Source organism: Peribacillus frigoritolerans, from assembly GCF_040250305.1.
Taxonomy (GTDB): Bacteria; Bacillota; Bacilli; order Bacillales; family DSM-1321; genus Peribacillus.
The window spans coordinates 397,430-415,492 of the sequence record NZ_CP158190.1; the positions used below are offsets into that span (position 1 = coordinate 397,430).

At 44.2% G+C, this 18,063-nt stretch carries 8 protein-coding genes, 3 rRNA genes and 2 riboswitches; all 11 genes read left to right on the top strand.

What is annotated here, in order from left to right; genetic code table 11:
- Window positions 1-391 precede the first annotated feature (391 nt).
- Window positions 392-571, top strand: coding sequence for a hypothetical protein (locus ABOA58_RS01950; protein WP_434547759.1), 180 nt, complete (start codon window positions 392-394; stop codon window positions 569-571).
- A 429-nt stretch (window positions 572-1,000) separates the two neighbouring features.
- Entirely contained in the window at window positions 1,001-1,957 is a 957-nt protein-coding gene (locus ABOA58_RS01955) for an AAA family ATPase (RefSeq protein WP_350300999.1), read from the top strand.
- Window positions 1,958-1,989: 32 nt separating this feature from the next.
- On the top strand, window positions 1,990-3,150 hold the full coding sequence (locus ABOA58_RS01960; RefSeq protein ID WP_350301000.1) for a DUF58 domain-containing protein: 1,161 nt from the start codon (window positions 1,990-1,992) through the stop codon (window positions 3,148-3,150).
- Complete coding sequence (locus ABOA58_RS01965) at window positions 3,147-5,351, top strand: DUF4129 domain-containing transglutaminase family protein (protein WP_350301001.1); 2,205 nt, start codon at window positions 3,147-3,149, stop codon at window positions 5,349-5,351. Before ABOA58_RS01960 ends, ABOA58_RS01965 begins: the two co-directional genes overlap by 4 nt.
- Window positions 5,352-5,387: 36 nt before the next feature.
- Window positions 5,388-5,489, top strand: a riboswitch (purine riboswitch).
- Between the two features lie 142 nt (window positions 5,490-5,631).
- Window positions 5,632-7,188 (top strand): glutamine-hydrolyzing GMP synthase, encoded by a 1,557-nt coding sequence (guaA, locus tag ABOA58_RS01970; protein ID WP_034306157.1) that lies wholly within the window; start codon window positions 5,632-5,634, stop codon window positions 7,186-7,188.
- A 225-nt stretch (window positions 7,189-7,413) separates the two neighbouring features.
- Window positions 7,414-7,515: riboswitch (purine riboswitch) on the top strand.
- Between the two features lie 103 nt (window positions 7,516-7,618).
- Window positions 7,619-8,950, top strand: a complete 1,332-nt coding sequence (locus ABOA58_RS01975; protein ID WP_350301002.1) for an NCS2 family permease — start codon at window positions 7,619-7,621, stop codon at window positions 8,948-8,950.
- 152 nt (window positions 8,951-9,102) lie between these two features.
- A complete protein-coding gene (glcT, locus tag ABOA58_RS01980) occupies window positions 9,103-9,945 on the top strand; it encodes a glucose PTS transporter transcription antiterminator GlcT (protein ID WP_101225652.1) in 843 nt (280 codons plus the stop codon).
- Window positions 9,946-10,158: 213 nt separating this feature from the next.
- Window positions 10,159-12,228 carry a glucose-specific PTS transporter subunit IIBC gene (gene ptsG, locus ABOA58_RS01985; protein WP_350301003.1) on the top strand — a complete coding sequence of 690 codons (2,070 nt, stop codon included), beginning with the start codon at window positions 10,159-10,161 and terminating at the stop codon, window positions 12,226-12,228.
- A gap of 379 nt (window positions 12,229-12,607) precedes the next feature.
- Window positions 12,608-14,158, top strand: a 16S ribosomal RNA gene (locus ABOA58_RS01990).
- Window positions 14,159-14,334: 176 nt separating this feature from the next.
- Window positions 14,335-17,267: ribosomal RNA gene (locus ABOA58_RS01995) — 23S ribosomal RNA — on the top strand.
- 64 nt (window positions 17,268-17,331) lie between these two features.
- A 5S ribosomal RNA gene (gene rrf / locus ABOA58_RS02000) occupies window positions 17,332-17,447 on the top strand.
- Together the 16S, 23S and 5S rRNA genes form the textbook arrangement of a ribosomal RNA operon.
- Window positions 17,448-18,063 lie beyond the last annotated feature (616 nt).

The following is an 18,063-nucleotide window of genomic DNA, read 5'->3' on the forward strand; positions in this document are numbered from 1 at the left end:
TACATATCCATAACGGTTTTAATAAGCCCTAAAAGAAGGGCGGCTGCGAAGATCAAAATGAAGAATTTTTTATACATGATCAGTACCTCTTATATCTTATGAGTGGATTGCATTCATTTTAGCATAAACAGAAAAAGAATATACAGATCAGAGGGGCGTGACTTGCCCTAAAGACCGGAGAGGGAAATTATGAAAAGGTGGATAATTGGAGTTTGCCTGCCGTTTTTTTATGGCTTGTACAATTTGGACGTTGATTTCCGCTCAAGAAACTCGCTTTCCGCGGGCGGTCCGGGAGCCTCCTCGGCTTGCGCCTGCGGGTCCCTCAGGAGTCTCGTACCTTCCTCTTGTTATAACATATAGAAACCATATACCTGAGGACTGGCGACCATATGTGTCAGAAGCACATCATCTGCGTAAACATCAAGATGTAAAACCTAAATATCCAAAACGCAAAGAAACGATTAAGCATGTATTCGCTGATGAAAATGAAAGCATGGTATTCGTTGGAATACTATTAGGGGACTTAAAATATTGTCGATACAGACGCTGCTTATTTTCGCTTTCAATATGACAAGGACCAAAAATGGCTTAACATAGTCGATCGTAGAGCCCAATTCTCTTAACTGCCAAAATTGGAATTTCAAAAGGGGTTCGGAATTTTTTAATTCCGAACCCCTTTTGTCTGTAAACTGCGATGCGCCGATTTATCGGCACATCCTATCGGTTAATTGAACAAGTCAGGATAAACAGTCTTTGCTGCGAGTTCAACAGCGTGACATGACATTTTCGTTCAACAAATGGACGTCATCGTTGGTTCATATTCACTTAGCAACAGTTTAACATTCCTATTTCATTAAGTAGCATTAATATTTTTAATACAAATTCGTTTATGGTTTACCGATTATCTAGTAAACTTACAATGTAAGGTTTAATTGGAGCTTAATGTAAATAAGTGATATAGAGAAGGTATGAAATAGATGTGAATCCCGGGAGGTAGAGAATGATTTATAAGCAGGTCAATCAAAAACTGGAAATGGTTCTAAGGAATATCGAAAAGGTGATTATTGGAAAACGGGATATAGCGGAACTAAGCATCGTGGCACTCCTTTCTGGCGGACATGTCTTATTGGAGGATGTTCCGGGCGTCGGAAAGACAGTCATGGTAAGGGCACTGGCAAAATCAATAGGTGCAAGCTTTAAGCGAATTCAATTTACACCTGATTTACTTCCTTCTGATGTTACCGGTGTTTCGATCTTCAATCCTAAGGAACAAGAATTCATTTTTAGGCCAGGTCCGATAATGGGACATATTATTTTAGCCGATGAAATTAACCGGACCTCGCCGAAAACTCAGTCTGCATTGCTTGAAGCCATGGAAGAGGCAAGTGTGACGATTGATGGTGTCACAAGAGGATTGGAGAAGCCGTTCTTCGTAATGGCGACGCAAAATCCGATCGAGTACGAGGGAACATATCCGCTTCCGGAGGCTCAATTGGATAGATTCCTATTAAAAATGAAAATGGGCTATCCCGGTGTGGAAGAAGAGATAGAGGTTCTTCATAGAGCTCAATACACGGCACCGCTTGAGGAGCTGGAATCCGTCATCACCTTGAATGAATTGATAGAATTACAGGCTGAGGTAAAAGCGGTGATAGTGGATGACACAATAAAACGATACATTGTTGAATTGGCGAATCAAACACGTTCGCATGAAGGGGTCTATTTAGGGGTGAGCCCGCGTGGATCGATAGCATTGATGAAGGCAGCCCAGGCTTACGCGCTGATCCAGGGCAGGGACTATGTCCTGCCGGACGATGTTCAATATTTAGTTCCATTCGTATTTTCCCACCGGCTTATTTTGAAACCTGAAGCGAATTATGATGGCTTCGATGCTGGAATGGTGATACATGAAATTGTCGCGACAACACAAGTGCCAGTGAAGCGGGCTGTGACCTAATGCGCAAATTCATCAACATTTTAAGAGGAAATATGAGTGTGATCGGACTTGTATTACTCATGACCGTTTCCTTTTGCTATGCCATGTTTCAAGGCGGTTTTGTCAGTTGGTTCATTTTTTATTCATTTTTGCCGTTTTCTGTGTACGCTTTGATTCTGCTGTTTTATCCGCTGCATGATTTTACCGTTGAGAGAAAGGTCAATAAAAGGGAATGCCAGGCCGGCGAATCTGTTGAGATAGCATTGACGTTTACCCGTAAAAATCGGCTGCCCCTATTATTCATGGTGGTAGAGGAGGAATTGCCTCAGAAGATGGAAGATAGGGGACTCCAAAGGAAAATAATTATCTTTCCGGGATTCAAGCGTACCTTCAGCATGTCATATACCTTGGGAAATTTGCAGCGCGGAGAGCATTCGTTTCAATCGATCCGCTTTTGGATTGGGGATTTTTTCGGGCTAGTCGAAAAGGAAGCGATATATAGTTCACCTTTGAAAATAACTGTTTTTCCTCGTTATCATGAGCTTGCCTACAGTGATCTTGATCGAGTGTTCAATCAGGGGGCAGTGGTTTCAGCAAAGAAAACACAACGGGAACATTCAGTTGTCTCCGGGGTAAGGGAATATCAGCCAGGCGATCAGCTGTCATGGATTAACTGGAAGGCGACGGCTAGAACGAGTGAAATCATGACGAAGGAATTCGAAGTGCAGAAAAACCGGGATATATTCATCATGCTTGATGAAAAGCCGTCGGATTTATTCGAAGAATCCATTGAAATGGCTGCTTCCATTGCACACGCCCTGTTAAAGAAAGGCATGGAAATTGGGTATGTGAGCAGGAGATCGAGGTTAATCATACCGGCAGCAGCGGGCAATAACCAGAAACGAAAGATTTTTAACCGACTTGTTAAAGAAGAGCCGAGAGTGGCAAACGATTTGAACGAAAATGCCAGGAAGGGAATTCTTCCGGCAAATGCTGCTGTGATATTCATCGTTTCAGACTTAACCTTAGAAAAGGTGGACATATTGAGTGCTTTCCGGCCTAAACAGGGATTAATGTTATGTATGAAGAAACAGGCGGATCTTACTGATGAGGAAAGGCTGTCAAGCTCTGCAGCTGTTTCGAGGGGGATAAAGGTCAGCTTTTTTGAACATGGCCAACTTAAGTCTGACAGATCAGAGGTGATGGCGAAATGAATGTCACCACCGAAAAGTTGGAAAGCTTCATGCACGTACTCATGTATGTATTTGGTCTGTTGTTGATTACTGAATGGTTGAGGCCTGTCGATAAACTCACAGATACAGGTAATATCATCATTTTTATCGTATTTTTGCTCTATTCCCTGCTACTGCATTATTTCCGCATACATTGGTCAATCCGGTTTATTCTCATTAGTGCTTATATAATGATTTCATTACAGTTCCTCCATTCAAAAGGCGCTTTATTTCAATTATCATGGCTGAAAGAAGGATTCCTAGCGGATTTTACGGCCAATCTTGGTTTTATATATGATGGTAATTGGGAGTTGATCACAAATCCATTTCGAACGTTTCTATTTTTTGTCCTTCTGTGGCTTGTAACGTATTTGATTCATTACTGGGTGATGGTAAGACAAAGCATTTTTTTCTTTTTTATGTTAACGGTGATTTTTATATCTGTACTTGACACATTCACTCCCTATGTGGGGGATAAGGCAATGATTAGAATCATCATCATCGGGTTCTTGATGCTAGGCCTGCTGTCCCTGCTGCGACTTACGATACAGGAGCGGATCAAGTTTTCGATGGCTTCCGTCAATAAGTGGATCTTAATGCTGACCGGCATGATATTGGTGAGTGTCCTTGTCGGTTTCACTGCCCCAAAGCTCTCTCCGCAGTGGCCTGACCCAGTGCCTTATATTACCTCTTATTCTGATAAAGCGGGGAAAGAAGACGGTGGTTCGAAGCGTAAAAGTGTCGGATATGATGAAGACGATTCGGATCTTGGCGGATCGATAGAGCCGGATGGTTCCATCGTTTTTTATAATAATGCTCCTGCAGGACATTACTGGAAAGTCGAAAACAAGGATATTTATACCGGTAAAGGGTGGGTTTCCATACTGGAAACGGACTTTCACACTTTTTCCAACGGGCAGGACATTGCATCTTTAGATATTTACGACGTTCCTGAAGTGGTGACGACAGAAGAAATGACGGCAAAAGTGTCCATGACGGAATCATATTCCCATATCCTTCATCCGCAGTCCGGGTATTTAAAAAAGATTGAGGGCAAAAACGGGATGGATTTCAAATATTATGAGGGTATGGACAAAGTAATTTCTGAAAAGGATAATGGCGAACGACTGTCCATGAAAGAGTATGAGCTGGTCTATGATATGCCGAGTTTTGATATAGCTGAGTTAAGGAAAGTAACGGAACCTGACGATTCAATGGATTTATTAATGGAAAAGAACACGCAGCTTCCAGAGGGAATGCCAAACCGGATATATGAATTGGCATCCCAGCTTACAAGGAATGAAAAGAATTGGTACGATAAGGCAAAAGCCATTGAGGATTATTTTGACGGGCATGAATTCATTTATTCTAAGGACGATATTCCGTATCCTGAGAGCAACCAAGATTATGTCGATCAATTTTTATTCGAGACACAGATAGGGTATTGTGATAATTTTTCAAGTGCAATGGTCGTTTTACTCCGTGCTGCCAATATACCTGCCAGGTGGGTAAAGGGCTACACGGAAGGGGAAAAATCAATCCTTGATGGCGAATCCGTTTATAAGGTGACCAATAATAATGCACATTCCTGGGTCGAGGTTTATTTTTCAGGGATAGGCTGGGTTCCCTTCGAGCCGACAAAGGGTTTCAATGGGGAAGTTGAATTTTACGATTCGGAATTGAAACAGGAAGCGATCAAGAAGCCTGAAGAAACTCCAAATAATGAAGAGCAAACAAAGAAAGAGACCAGGGAACGCCAGGATACACCCGATAGGGAAACTCAATCATCCGAGAAAACTGGTATCAGGAACATGGATGGGTTCTTAAAATGGACTGCCAGCTCATTGTCAGGTGCATTGATTCTCGCTTCTATTGGTTATTTCTTCAGAAGGAGGTGGATTCCTCATCTGCAGATACTTCGTTATAGAAGGAAAACCGGTGCTCATTTCTCGACAGCCTATTTAATTTTATTGAAACAATTAAAACGAGCTGGTTTAGTTCGTCCGGAGGGGCAAACCCTAAGGGAGTACGCCGCCTATGTGGATGCAGTGTACGATACGGATGAGATGAGTGAATTGACGGCTGGATACGAGTTAATGATATATCGTGGAGACGTGGAAGATGGCGAATGGAAGCACTTTCAAAAAGGTTGGGAAAGCTTAATGAGAAAAACTAGCTCTTGACCAGGTTTTTATTATATTGATACAATAACAAAAACTAACTTAAACTAATATATCCTTCATATATCCTCGATAATATGGATCGAAAGTTTCTACCGAATCACCGTAAATGATTTGACTATGAAGGCGGATTTTAACAGGAAAGCTGAAAATCTGCCTTCGTCTATACTTTTTCTGTATTTTTGAGGGTGGATTTTTAGTTTTTCTTTTTTTATGATAATATTTTTTATAAGAAATTATCACTCGATTTTATGAGTGAATTACATTGATAGAGGTGACGTTTGTGCCGGGGAAAACAGAATTGCAAAAAAACCAGGAAATGATCGTAGTACTTGATTTCGGAAGCCAATATAATCAATTGATCACTCGTCGTATCCGCGAATTTGGTGTGTACAGTGAGCTTCATCCTCATACAATTACTGTAGAAGAAATCGAGAAAATGAACCCAACGGGAATCATTTTCTCAGGGGGTCCGAATAGTGTTTATGATGCAAATGCATTTGGTTGTGATGAACGCATATTCGAAATGGGCCTTCCGATTTTCGGTATTTGTTATGGCATGCAGCTTATGACTAAACATTTTGGCGGTAAGGTGGAACCAGCGAAAAACCGGGAATACGGAAAAGCGACACTTGCCATCCAAAATGAGTCTAAGTTATTCAGTGACCTGCCGAAAGAACAAATCGTCTGGATGAGCCATGGTGATTTAGTTGTGGAAACGCCTGAAGGTTTCCAAATTGATGGGACGAACCCGTCTTGCCCAATTTCGGCTATGAGTGACGAGTCACGTAAATTGTATGCCGTGCAATTCCATCCTGAAGTCCGTCATTCCGTATACGGTAATGACATTTTGAAAAATTTCGTATTCGGCGTTTGTGGCTGCAAAGGTGACTGGTCAATGGAGAACTTCATTGAAATAGAGATGGAGAAAATCCGCCAAACGGTCGGAGATAAAAAAGTGTTATGCGCATTGAGCGGCGGTGTGGATTCATCCGTTGTTGCTGTATTGATCCATAAAGCGATTGGCGATCAGCTGACATGTATTTTCGTTGATCATGGATTACTTCGTAAAGGGGAAGCCGAAGGTGTAATGGAAACATTCAGGGAAGGTTTCAATATGAACGTAATCAAGGTCGATGCAAAAGAACGTTTCCTATCGAAACTTGCTGGCGTTTCAGATCCGGAACAAAAACGGAAAATCATCGGTAACGAGTTCATCTACGTATTCGATGACGAAGCAACGAAGCTTGAAGGAATTGATTTCCTTGCACAGGGTACACTTTACACAGACATTATTGAAAGTGGTACGGCCACTGCACAAACAATTAAATCGCATCACAACGTTGGCGGTCTGCCGGAAGATATGCAATTTAAATTGATTGAGCCTTTGAACACCCTGTTCAAGGATGAAGTGCGTGCACTTGGTAGTGAAATGGGCATTCCGGATGAAATCGTTTGGCGTCAACCATTCCCGGGTCCAGGTTTAGGTATTCGTGTATTAGGTGAAATTTCAGATGAAAAACTTGAAATCGTTCGTGAATCTGACCATATCTTACGTGAAGAAATTAGAAAGAATGGTTTGGAACGTGAAATTTGGCAGTACTTTACGGTGCTTCCTAACATTCGAAGCGTAGGGGTAATGGGCGACGCGCGTACGTATGATTATACAATCGGGATCCGTGCGGTTACATCCATTGACGGAATGACTTCCGATTGGGCAAGAATCCCTTGGGATGTACTTGAAATCATCTCAACGAGAATCGTTAATGAAGTAAACCATGTAAACCGTGTAGTTTATGATATTACGTCTAAGCCACCTGCAACGATCGAGTGGGAATAGTAGATTAAAACCATCCAATCAGTGAAGGAATTAACCTTCACTGATTTTTTTTGTTGAAATAGTATTTGAAAATGTAGATTACTTACATTTTACGTATGTTGGCGAAGATATAGCCATAATAATTAAGGAATATATAGCGAAACGCGAACATTGCCTAAAATTACATAAAAAATATTCGTTTGATATATTGACGATTATTTTGGTGACTGATACACTATACCTATAATAATAAAAAAACATAATTGTCGTATAATATTGGGGATATGGCCCAAAAGTTTCTACCAAGCTGCCGTGAACGGCTTGACTACGATGTGGAAGATTGGCGTGTATGGATAAACCGCCACTTCTTTACATGACCGCAGTCAAGCCCCGTTCGTAAGCGAATGGGGCATTTTCTGTTGGCACGATTTTATGATAGGGGAGACTCATAATGAAAAATTATTTTCGGTTTAACGAGCTGGGAACTAATTATCGCCGTGAAATACTTGGTGGACTAACTACTTTCCTTTCAATGGCATATATCCTGGTTGTAAACCCTGTAATGCTGACTTTACAAAGCATCGAGGACTATCCGGATGAATTGAGAATGGACTACGGAGCGGTTTTTGCAGCGACCGCCTTGTCTGCCGCAATCGGCTCGATATTGATGGGACTCATAGCCAGGTATCCAATCTCGCTCGCTCCAGGTATGGGTTTGAATGCTTTCTTCGCTTTTACCGTTGTGCTTGGCTTTGGAATTCCTTGGCAGACTGCTTTAACAGGAGTTTTGATTTCAGGTATTATCTTCGTTTTGCTTTCCCTATCGGGAATACGTGAGAAAATCATTAATGCAATTCCAGTCGAATTGAAATACGCAGTTGGTGCCGGTATCGGTTTATTCATTACTTTTGTAGGGTTTCAGAATGCTGGAATCATCACGAATGATGACAGCGTTCTTGTTGGACTGGGAGACTTGACATCAGGTAATACATTATTGGCTGTGTTCGGGATTGTCGTAACCGTCATTTTGATGACGAGAGGTGTCAAAAGCGGCGTGTTCATAGGGATGGTCATTACAGCCATTGCAGGGATGATCTTTGGACAAGTTCCGGTGCCGGAGAAAATAATCGGTGCCGTTCCTAGCATAGCGCCTACATTTGGGGTTGCGTTCGATGCCTTTGGAAATCCCGGTGATCTCTTCACTGGTCAAATGTTAATCGTGATACTGACCTTCTTGTTCGTAGCGTTCTTTGATACAGCCGGTACGTTGGTGGCTGTCGCGCAACAAGCTGGTTTGATGAAGGATAATGTTCTTCCTAGAGTGGGAAAAGGATTACTTGCTGATTCATTATCCATCGTTTCTGGTGCAATTCTTGGTACATCCACCACGACATCTTATGTAGAGTCTACATCAGGTGTTGCCGCTGGTGCTCGAAGTGGTTTTGCGGCTGTAGTGACAGGATTGCTGTTTGTCCTATCCCTATTCTTCTTCCCGCTTCTATCGGTGGTGACATCTGCGGTGACTGCGCCGGCATTGGTTATAGTCGGGGTATTAATGGCATCATCACTTAAAAATATTGACTGGCAAAAGTTCGAAATTGCGGTTCCGGCCTTCTTTACGGTTATCATGATGCCTATGACATATTCAATTGCGACAGGTATAGCTTGCGGATTCATCTTCTATCCGATCACCATGTCAATGAAAGGGAGAGCTAAAGAGGTTCACCCAATCATGTGGGGTCTTGGAGTCGTTTTCCTACTATATTTCATTTTCTTGAAGTAATAATGCAATAAGTAAGGAGAGTCCTGATTTCGGGGCTCTTCTTTCATGTTGTAAGAGAAAGCTCATATCGTGTATAGTAAAAGGACTAAGTACTAAGCACTTTATCCTGTATGGGGCATAGGGATGACTTTGAGAAAAAAAGAGGGAGAAAAATGAATGGTTTTATCGTTGAAAAGGTTTTGAACAATAATGTGGTGATTGCCACGCATCCGTCGTATGGAGAAGTCGTTTCTATTGGGAAGGGTTTAGGCTTCAACCGAAAGAAAGGCGAAGAGTTAAGTCCGGAACTTGCGGAGAAGACGTTTGTCCTGAAAAATGTCAAGGAACAGGAAAGTTACAAAAAACTTTTGCCGCAGATCGATCAAAATCTTCAAGCTGCCATTATAGAATCCATTCATCTCATTAACGACCGAGTAACTGGAAAACTCAATGAACATATACATGTCGGTTTAACTGATCATTTATTGTTCGCCCTTCAGCGTGTTTCACAAGGAATGACTATTAAAAACCCATTCTTGAAAGAAACGATAACCCTTTATCCTTTTGAACATGATATTGCTGTTGATGTAGTAGAATTAATTCAAGATAAGACAGGCATAGGCCTGCCCCAAGGGGAAATCGGTTTTATTACGCTTCATATTCATAGCGCAATATCAAATAAAGACTTATCGGAAGTCAATCAGCATTCGCAGTTAATCTATCAGCTTATCCAAGTTGTTGAAGAACAGCTCAACGTACAAATTAATAAGGATAGCATTGATTATTCACGTTTGGTCCGTCATTTAAGATTCATGATAGACAGGGTGTTGGCTGGCGAAAAAGTAGAGGAACCCGAAAAAATAGCAATGCTATTGAAAGAAGAATATCCTTTGTGTTACAATATCTCTTGGAAGCTAATAAAGATTATGCAGCAGAAATTAGGCAGACCGGTTTGTGATGCGGAAGCTGTCTATCTAACGATGCATATCCAACGATTACAAAAGAAAATTAAATAAACATACATTAACTTACGTGTTACTGATTCGATCAGGCATAAGTGAGGAGAATGATTGTCATGAAAGAGGGTATTATATACCTGAATTTTCATTTCAATCCTATCTTTGCTTATGCCTTTTTTGTATTTGAATTCTGATGCGTGGGAAGATGAATACCATCGTAAATGTAACCGTTTTATTAGCATGGAATAACAGTAAAGAGGAGGAAAACCTATGTTTAAGAAGTTGTTTGGTGTTTTGCAAAAAATCGGAAAAGCTTTGATGCTTCCTGTAGCCATTTTACCAGCGGCCGGAATTTTGCTTGCGTTTGGTAATGCATTGCAAAACGAAACTTTGTTGGATATCGCCCCGTTTCTTGCGAGTGGCGGAGTGGAAATGGTCGCATCGGTAATGGAGAATGCCGGGAATATTATTTTTGGGAATCTTCCCTTGTTGTTTGCTGTGGGGGTCGCAATTGGGTTAGCTGGCGGAGATGGTGTTGCCGGACTGGCTGCGATTATCGGGTTCTTGATTATGAATGTAACGATGGGAACTGTTCTTGGCATTGACGCTGCCGACATTGAGAACAATAGTGCGGTGTATACCAATGTTCTAGGAATACCGACGTTGGGAACAGGTGTGTTCGGCGGTATTATTGTCGGTGTCATGGCTGCTGTTATGTATAATAAGTTTTATGAAATTGAACTGCCTTCTTATTTAGGATTCTTTGCAGGTAAACGTTTTGTACCCATTGCAACAGCTGCAAGCGCAGTTATTCTTGGGTTACTGATGATTTTGGTTTGGCCGACGATTCAATCGGGGTTAAATTCATTTTCCGAAAATATGTTGGGTGCTAACCTGACTCTGGGAGCTTTCGTGTTTGGGGTTGTAGAACGTGCGCTGATTCCTTTTGGATTGCACCATATCTTCTATTCTCCATTCTGGTTCGAATTTGGCAGCTATATCCCTCAAGCAGGGGGAACGCCAGTCAGAGGAGACCAAGCCATCTTCATGGCGCAAATTAAAGATGGTGTACAGAATTTAACGGCCGGTACCTTCATGACTGGTAAATATCCATTCATGATGTTCGGGTTACCAGCTGCGGCTTTGGCCATTTATCATGAAGCAAGACCGGAAAGAAAGAAAATAGTCGGGGGATTGATGGCTTCTGCAGCACTTACATCTTTCCTGACCGGGATTACTGAGCCACTTGAATTTGCCTTCTTATTTGTGGCACCGGTACTTTTCGGGATTCACTGTCTGTTTGCAGGTCTATCATTCATGACCATGCATTTACTGGACGTGAAAATCGGGATGACGTTCTCGGGTGGTTTAATCGATTACGTACTGTTTGGTTTAATCAATCCGCAAACCAATGCATGGATCGTTATACCGGTTGGCTTGGTCCTTGCGGTTATTTATTACTTTGGATTCCGATTTGCGATAAGGAAGTTTAACCTTAAAACTCCTGGCCGTGAAGTGGAAGAGGATGAGGAAGAGGGCGGATCTGCAAATACAGCTGGAAGTCTGCCAGGGGATATCTTGGATGCCATGGGCGGAAAAGAAAATATTTCTCACCTGGATGCTTGCATTACCCGTCTTCGTGTATCAGTCAATGACATCGGTAACGTTGATAAAAATAGGCTGAAGAAACTTGGTGCCGCTGGAGTTCTGGAAGTGGGCAATAACATCCAGGCAATCTTCGGACCTCGTTCAGAAACGATCAAGGGGCAAATGAAAGATATCATCGATGGAAAAAGGCCTCGTAAAGTAGAAGCATCTCCTGAAGAGGGTGTAGAAAAGCAAATCGAGGATGTCATCCCGAAACCTTTACGGACGGATGAAGTTTCCGAGCGCTTTGTTTCTCCTATTAAAGGGGAATTAAAACCGATCACGGAAGTGCCTGATGCTGTTTTTGCTGAAAAAATGATGGGGGATGGATTTGCCATTGTACCTGAGGAAGGGTTGGTTGTTTCCCCTGTAGACGGTACGATCGTTAACCTATTCCCGACTAAACATGCAATAGGTATCGTTTCCGAAGCTGGTCGTGAAATCTTGATACATGTCGGGATCGATACAGTTAAGTTAGAGGGCAAAGGTTTCGAAGCACTAGTCTCTCAAGGAGATAAAGTGACAAGCGGACAGCCGTTGCTCAAAGTTGATATAGAGTATGTCAAAAACAATGCCAGCTCTATCATTACGCCAATCGTCTTTACGAACCTTTCCGAAGGTGAAAGTGTGAAGATCGAAAAGGCAGGAAATGTAGATAGAGAAGAAGCGGACGTAATCTCCATCAATAAATAATCATTAATAACAGGAGGGTGGCTATAATCAGCTGCCCTCCTGTTTTGATAATTCAATGGCAGGGTTTGGCTTCTATAGAAAGAAAGTGTGTATTATATAGAAGAAGTTGGCTTATAAAAAAATGAAGGGAATTTAAAAGATTGCATTGACTTATCTAAATGCAAGTGATAATATATTAAATACACCGCTTGAGACAAAAGAAAAACAAGTAAATGATAATTTGTTGTTGACTTTATGTTTGGAAGGTGTTAGACTAATTAAGTCGCTGAAAAAAGCGATGAGAAATATTGCTCTTTGAAAACTGAACAAAACAAAGCGCCAACGTTAAATTTTAAGTGAGCACACACTATTAAAAAAGCAAATGAGCAAGTCAAACATTTCTTCGGAGAGTTTGATCCTGGCTCAGGACGAACGCTGGCGGCGTGCCTAATACATGCAAGTCGAGCGAATCAATGGGAGCTTGCTCCCTGAGATTAGCGGCGGACGGGTGAGTAACACGTGGGCAACCTGCCTATAAGACTGGGATAACTTCGGGAAACCGGAGCTAATACCGGATACGTTCTTTTCTCGCATGAGAGAAGATGGAAAGACGGTTTACGCTGTCACTTATAGATGGGCCCGCGGCGCATTAGCTAGTTGGTGAGGTAATGGCTCACCAAGGCGACGATGCGTAGCCGACCTGAGAGGGTGATCGGCCACACTGGGACTGAGACACGGCCCAGACTCCTACGGGAGGCAGCAGTAGGGAATCTTCCGCAATGGACGAAAGTCTGACGGAGCAACGCCGCGTGAACGAAGAAGGCCTTCGGGTCGTAAAGTTCTGTTGTTAGGGAAGAACAAGTACCAGAGTAACTGCTGGTACCTTGACGGTACCTAACCAGAAAGCCACGGCTAACTACGTGCCAGCAGCCGCGGTAATACGTAGGTGGCAAGCGTTGTCCGGAATTATTGGGCGTAAAGCGCGCGCAGGTGGTTCCTTAAGTCTGATGTGAAAGCCCACGGCTCAACCGTGGAGGGTCATTGGAAACTGGGGAACTTGAGTGCAGAAGAGGAAAGTGGAATTCCAAGTGTAGCGGTGAAATGCGTAGAGATTTGGAGGAACACCAGTGGCGAAGGCGACTTTCTGGTCTGTAACTGACACTGAGGCGCGAAAGCGTGGGGAGCAAACAGGATTAGATACCCTGGTAGTCCACGCCGTAAACGATGAGTGCTAAGTGTTAGAGGGTTTCCGCCCTTTAGTGCTGCAGCTAACGCATTAAGCACTCCGCCTGGGGAGTACGGCCGCAAGGCTGAAACTCAAAGGAATTGACGGGGGCCCGCACAAGCGGTGGAGCATGTGGTTTAATTCGAAGCAACGCGAAGAACCTTACCAGGTCTTGACATCCTCTGACAACCCTAGAGATAGGGCTTTCCCCTTCGGGGGACAGAGTGACAGGTGGTGCATGGTTGTCGTCAGCTCGTGTCGTGAGATGTTGGGTTAAGTCCCGCAACGAGCGCAACCCTTGATCTTAGTTGCCAGCATTCAGTTGGGCACTCTAAGGTGACTGCCGGTGACAAACCGGAGGAAGGTGGGGATGACGTCAAATCATCATGCCCCTTATGACCTGGGCTACACACGTGCTACAATGGATGGTACAAAGGGCTGCAAACCTGCGAAGGTAAGCGAATCCCATAAAGCCATTCTCAGTTCGGATTGCAGGCTGCAACTCGCCTGCATGAAGCCGGAATCGCTAGTAATCGCGGATCAGCATGCCGCGGTGAATACGTTCCCGGGCCTTGTACACACCGCCCGTCACACCACGAGAGTTTGTAACACCCGAAGTCGGTGAGGTAACCTTCATGGAGCCAGCCGCCTAAGGTGGGACAGATGATTGGGGTGAAGTCGTAACAAGGTAGCCGTATCGGAAGGTGCGGCTGGATCACCTCCTTTCTAAGGATAATTACGAGAGCGCTTTTGTTTTGTTCAGTTTTGAATGAGTAATTCATTCAAATAGGAAAGACAAACATCACGATGTGATGGATTCTTTCTGCTTTGTTCCTTGAAAACTAGATAATAGATAGAAGGCAATTAATTTTTTTCAAAGCATCTGTAAGATCTTTTTTAACGGTTAAGTTAGAAAGGGCGCACGGTGGATGCCTTGGCACTAGGAGCCGATGAAGGACGGGACTAACACCGATATGCTTCGGGGAGCTGTAAGTAAGCTTTGATCCGGAGATTTCCGAATGGGGAAACCCACTGTTCGTAATGGAACAGTATCTTTACCTGAATACATAGGGTACTGAAGGCAGACCCGGGGAACTGAAACATCTAAGTACCCGGAGGAAGAGAAAGCAAACGCGATTTCCTGAGTAGCGGCGAGCGAAACGGAATTAGCCCAAACCAAGAGGCTTGCCTCTTGGGGTTGTAGGACACTCAACATGGAGTTACAAAGGAACGGGGTAAATGAAGCGATCTGGAAAGATCCGTCGAAGAAGGTAAAAACCCTGTAGTTGAAACTTCGTTCCCTCCTGAGTGGATCCTGAGTACGGCGGGACACGAGAAATCCCGTCGGAAGCAGGGAGGACCATCTCCCAAGGCTAAATACTCCCTAGTGACCGATAGTGAACCAGTACCGTGAGGGAAAGGTGAAAAGCACCCCGGAAGGGGAGTGAAATAGATCCTGAAACCGTGTGCCTACAAGTAGTCAAAGCCCGTTAATGGGTAATGGCGTGCCTTTTGTAGAATGAACCGGCGAGTTACGATTTCATGCGAGGTTAAGTTGATGAGACGGAGCCGCAGCGAAAGCGAGTCTGAATAGGGCGAATGAGTATGAGGTCGTAGACCCGAAACCAGGTGATCTACCCATGTCCAGGGTGAAGTTCAGGTAACACTGAATGGAGGCCCGAACCCACGCACGTTGAAAAGTGCGGGGATGAGGTGTGGGTAGCGGAGAAATTCCAATCGAACCTGGAGATAGCTGGTTCTCTCCGAAATAGCTTTAGGGCTAGCCTCAAGATGAGAGTATTGGAGGTAGAGCACTGATTGGACTAGGGGCCCCCAACGGGTTACCGAATTCAGTCAAACTCCGAATGCCAAATACTTATTCTTGGGAGTCAGACTGCGAGTGATAAGATCCGTAGTCGAAAGGGAAACAGCCCAGACCACCAGCTAAGGTCCCAAAGTATACGTTAAGTGGAAAAGGATGTGGAGTTGCTTAGACAACCAGGATGTTGGCTTAGAAGCAGCCACCATTTAAAGAGTGCGTAATAGCTCACTGGTCGAGTGACTCCGCGCCGAAAATGTACCGGGGCTAAACGTATCACCGAAGCTGTGGATTGACACCGTATGGTGTCGATGGTAGGAGAGCGTTCTAAGGGCGTTGAAGTCAGACCGGAAGGACTGGTGGAGCGCTTAGAAGTGAGAATGCCGGTATGAGTAGCGAAAGAAGGGTGAGAATCCCTTCCACCGAATGCCTAAGGTTTCCTGAGGAAGGCTCGTCCGCTCAGGGTTAGTCGGGACCTAAGCCGAGGCCGAAAGGCGTAGGCGATGGACAACAGGTTGATATTCCTGTACCACCTATACATCGTTTGAACGATGGGGGGACGCAGAAGGATAGGGTAAGCGCGCTGTTGGATATGCGCGTCCAAGCAGTTAGGCCGGAAACGAGGCAAATCCCGTTTCCATTAAGGCGGAGCTGTGATGGCGAGGGAAATATAGTACCGAAGTTCCTGATTCCACGCTGCCAAGAAAAGCCTCTAGTGAGATGTAAGGTGCCCGTACCGCAAACCGACACAGGTAGGCGAGGAGAGAATCCTAAGGTGTGCGAGAGAACTCTCGTTAAGGAACTCGGCAAAATGACCCCGTAACTTCGGGAGAAGGGGTGCTTTTTAGGGTGAATAGCCCAGAAAAGCCGCAGTGAATAGGCCCAGGCGACTGTTTAGCAAAAACACAGGTCTCTGCGAAGCCGCAAGGCGAAGTATAGGGGCTGACACCTGCCCGGTGCTGGAAGGTTAAGGGGAGAGGTTAGCGCAAGCGAAGCTTTGAACCGAAGCCCCAGTAAACGGCGGCCGTAACTATAACGGTCCTAAGGTAGCGAAATTCCTTGTCGGGTAAGTTCCGACCCGCACGAAAGGTGTAACGATCTGGGCACTGTCTCAACGAGAGACTCGGTGAAATTATAGTACCTGTGAAGATGCAGGTTACCCGCGACAGGACGGAAAGACCCCGTGGAGCTTTACTGCAGCCTGATATTGAATTTTGGTACAGCTTGTACAGGATAGGTAGGAGCCTGAGAAGCCGGAGCGCCAGCTTCGGTGGAGGCGTTGGTGGGATACTACCCTGGCTGTATTGAAATTCTAACCCGCGCCCCTTATCGGGGTGGGAGACAGTGTCAGGTGGGCAGTTTGACTGGGGCGGTCGCCTCCTAAAGAGTAACGGAGGCGCCCAAAGGTTCCCTCAGAATGGTTGGAAATCATTCGTAGAGTGTAAAGGCACAAGGGAGCTTGACTGCGAGACCTACAAGTCGAGCAGGGACGAAAGTCGGGCTTAGTGATCCGGTGGTTCCGCATGGAAGGGCCATCGCTCAACGGATAAAAGCTACCCCGGGGATAACAGGCTTATCTCCCCCAAGAGTCCACATCGACGGGGAGGTTTGGCACCTCGATGTCGGCTCATCGCATCCTGGGGCTGTAGTCGGTCCCAAGGGTTGGGCTGTTCGCCCATTAAAGCGGTACGCGAGCTGGGTTCAGAACGTCGTGAGACAGTTCGGTCCCTATCCGTCGCGGGCGCAGGAAATTTGAGAGGAGCTGTCCTTAGTACGAGAGGACCGGGATGGACGCACCGCTGGTGTACCAGTTGTCTTGCCAAAGGCATAGCTGGGTAGCTACGTGCGGACGGGATAAGTGCTGAAAGCATCTAAGCATGAAGCCCCCCTCAAGATGAGATTTCCCATGGCGCAAGCTAGTAAGATCCCTGAAAGATGATCAGGTTGATAGGTCAGAGGTGGAAGCATGGTGACATGTGGAGCTGACTGATACTAATAGATCGAGGACTTAACCAACGCTTTTTAAAAAATGAAATACCTTCTTATTATCTAGTTTTGAAGGAACAATGTTCCTCATATGTTTGGTGGCGATAGCGAAGAGGTCACACCCGTTCCCATTCCGAACACGGCAGTTAAGCTCTTCAGCGCCGATGGTAGTTGGGGGTTTCCCCCTGTGAGAGTAGGACGCCGCCAAGCCATTTCAAAAGATCAGCCATCCGGCTGGTCTTTTTTTGCGTTAAGAACAAAATTATGGAGCCCTGTTATTTATATATAGAAGCTGTTACATCACCATTGAAAGGGGCTGAAATCGAAAATTGTTTATCCTTTTAAATTTAAACCGTTTTGACCATCTTAACTTAGGATATAAGCGAGATATTAGTACTGCCTGCTTAGGTAATGGGTTATTAAAATCGATTGCAAATAACTGGATAATTGGTTTTAAATAAGCAGCAGCACATATATTTTAGCTAAAAAGAAATTTATTCAGAAACTGGTAACTAAAAATGTGGGGAATATCAAAATAGAAGGAAGCCCTCATAAAGGATAAAATAATTGGTGCCTCTGCAAATAAAAGGTATTCTTCCAACTTGTATGAACACTAACAAATCCAAGGTATGGCTGAACTTTTAAGGTGAATGAGATCCAAAATGAGACCTTCGGAATTTAAAAATAATACGTATGAGGAATCGCTCTATGGTCATTAAGGACTGCTTCATGAGTTTGACACAATTAAATTAGCGCAGTATAATAATCCAGTAGAACGATATACTAAATAAATTTAACTAATTAAATCTAGCATAAGTGTTAATTC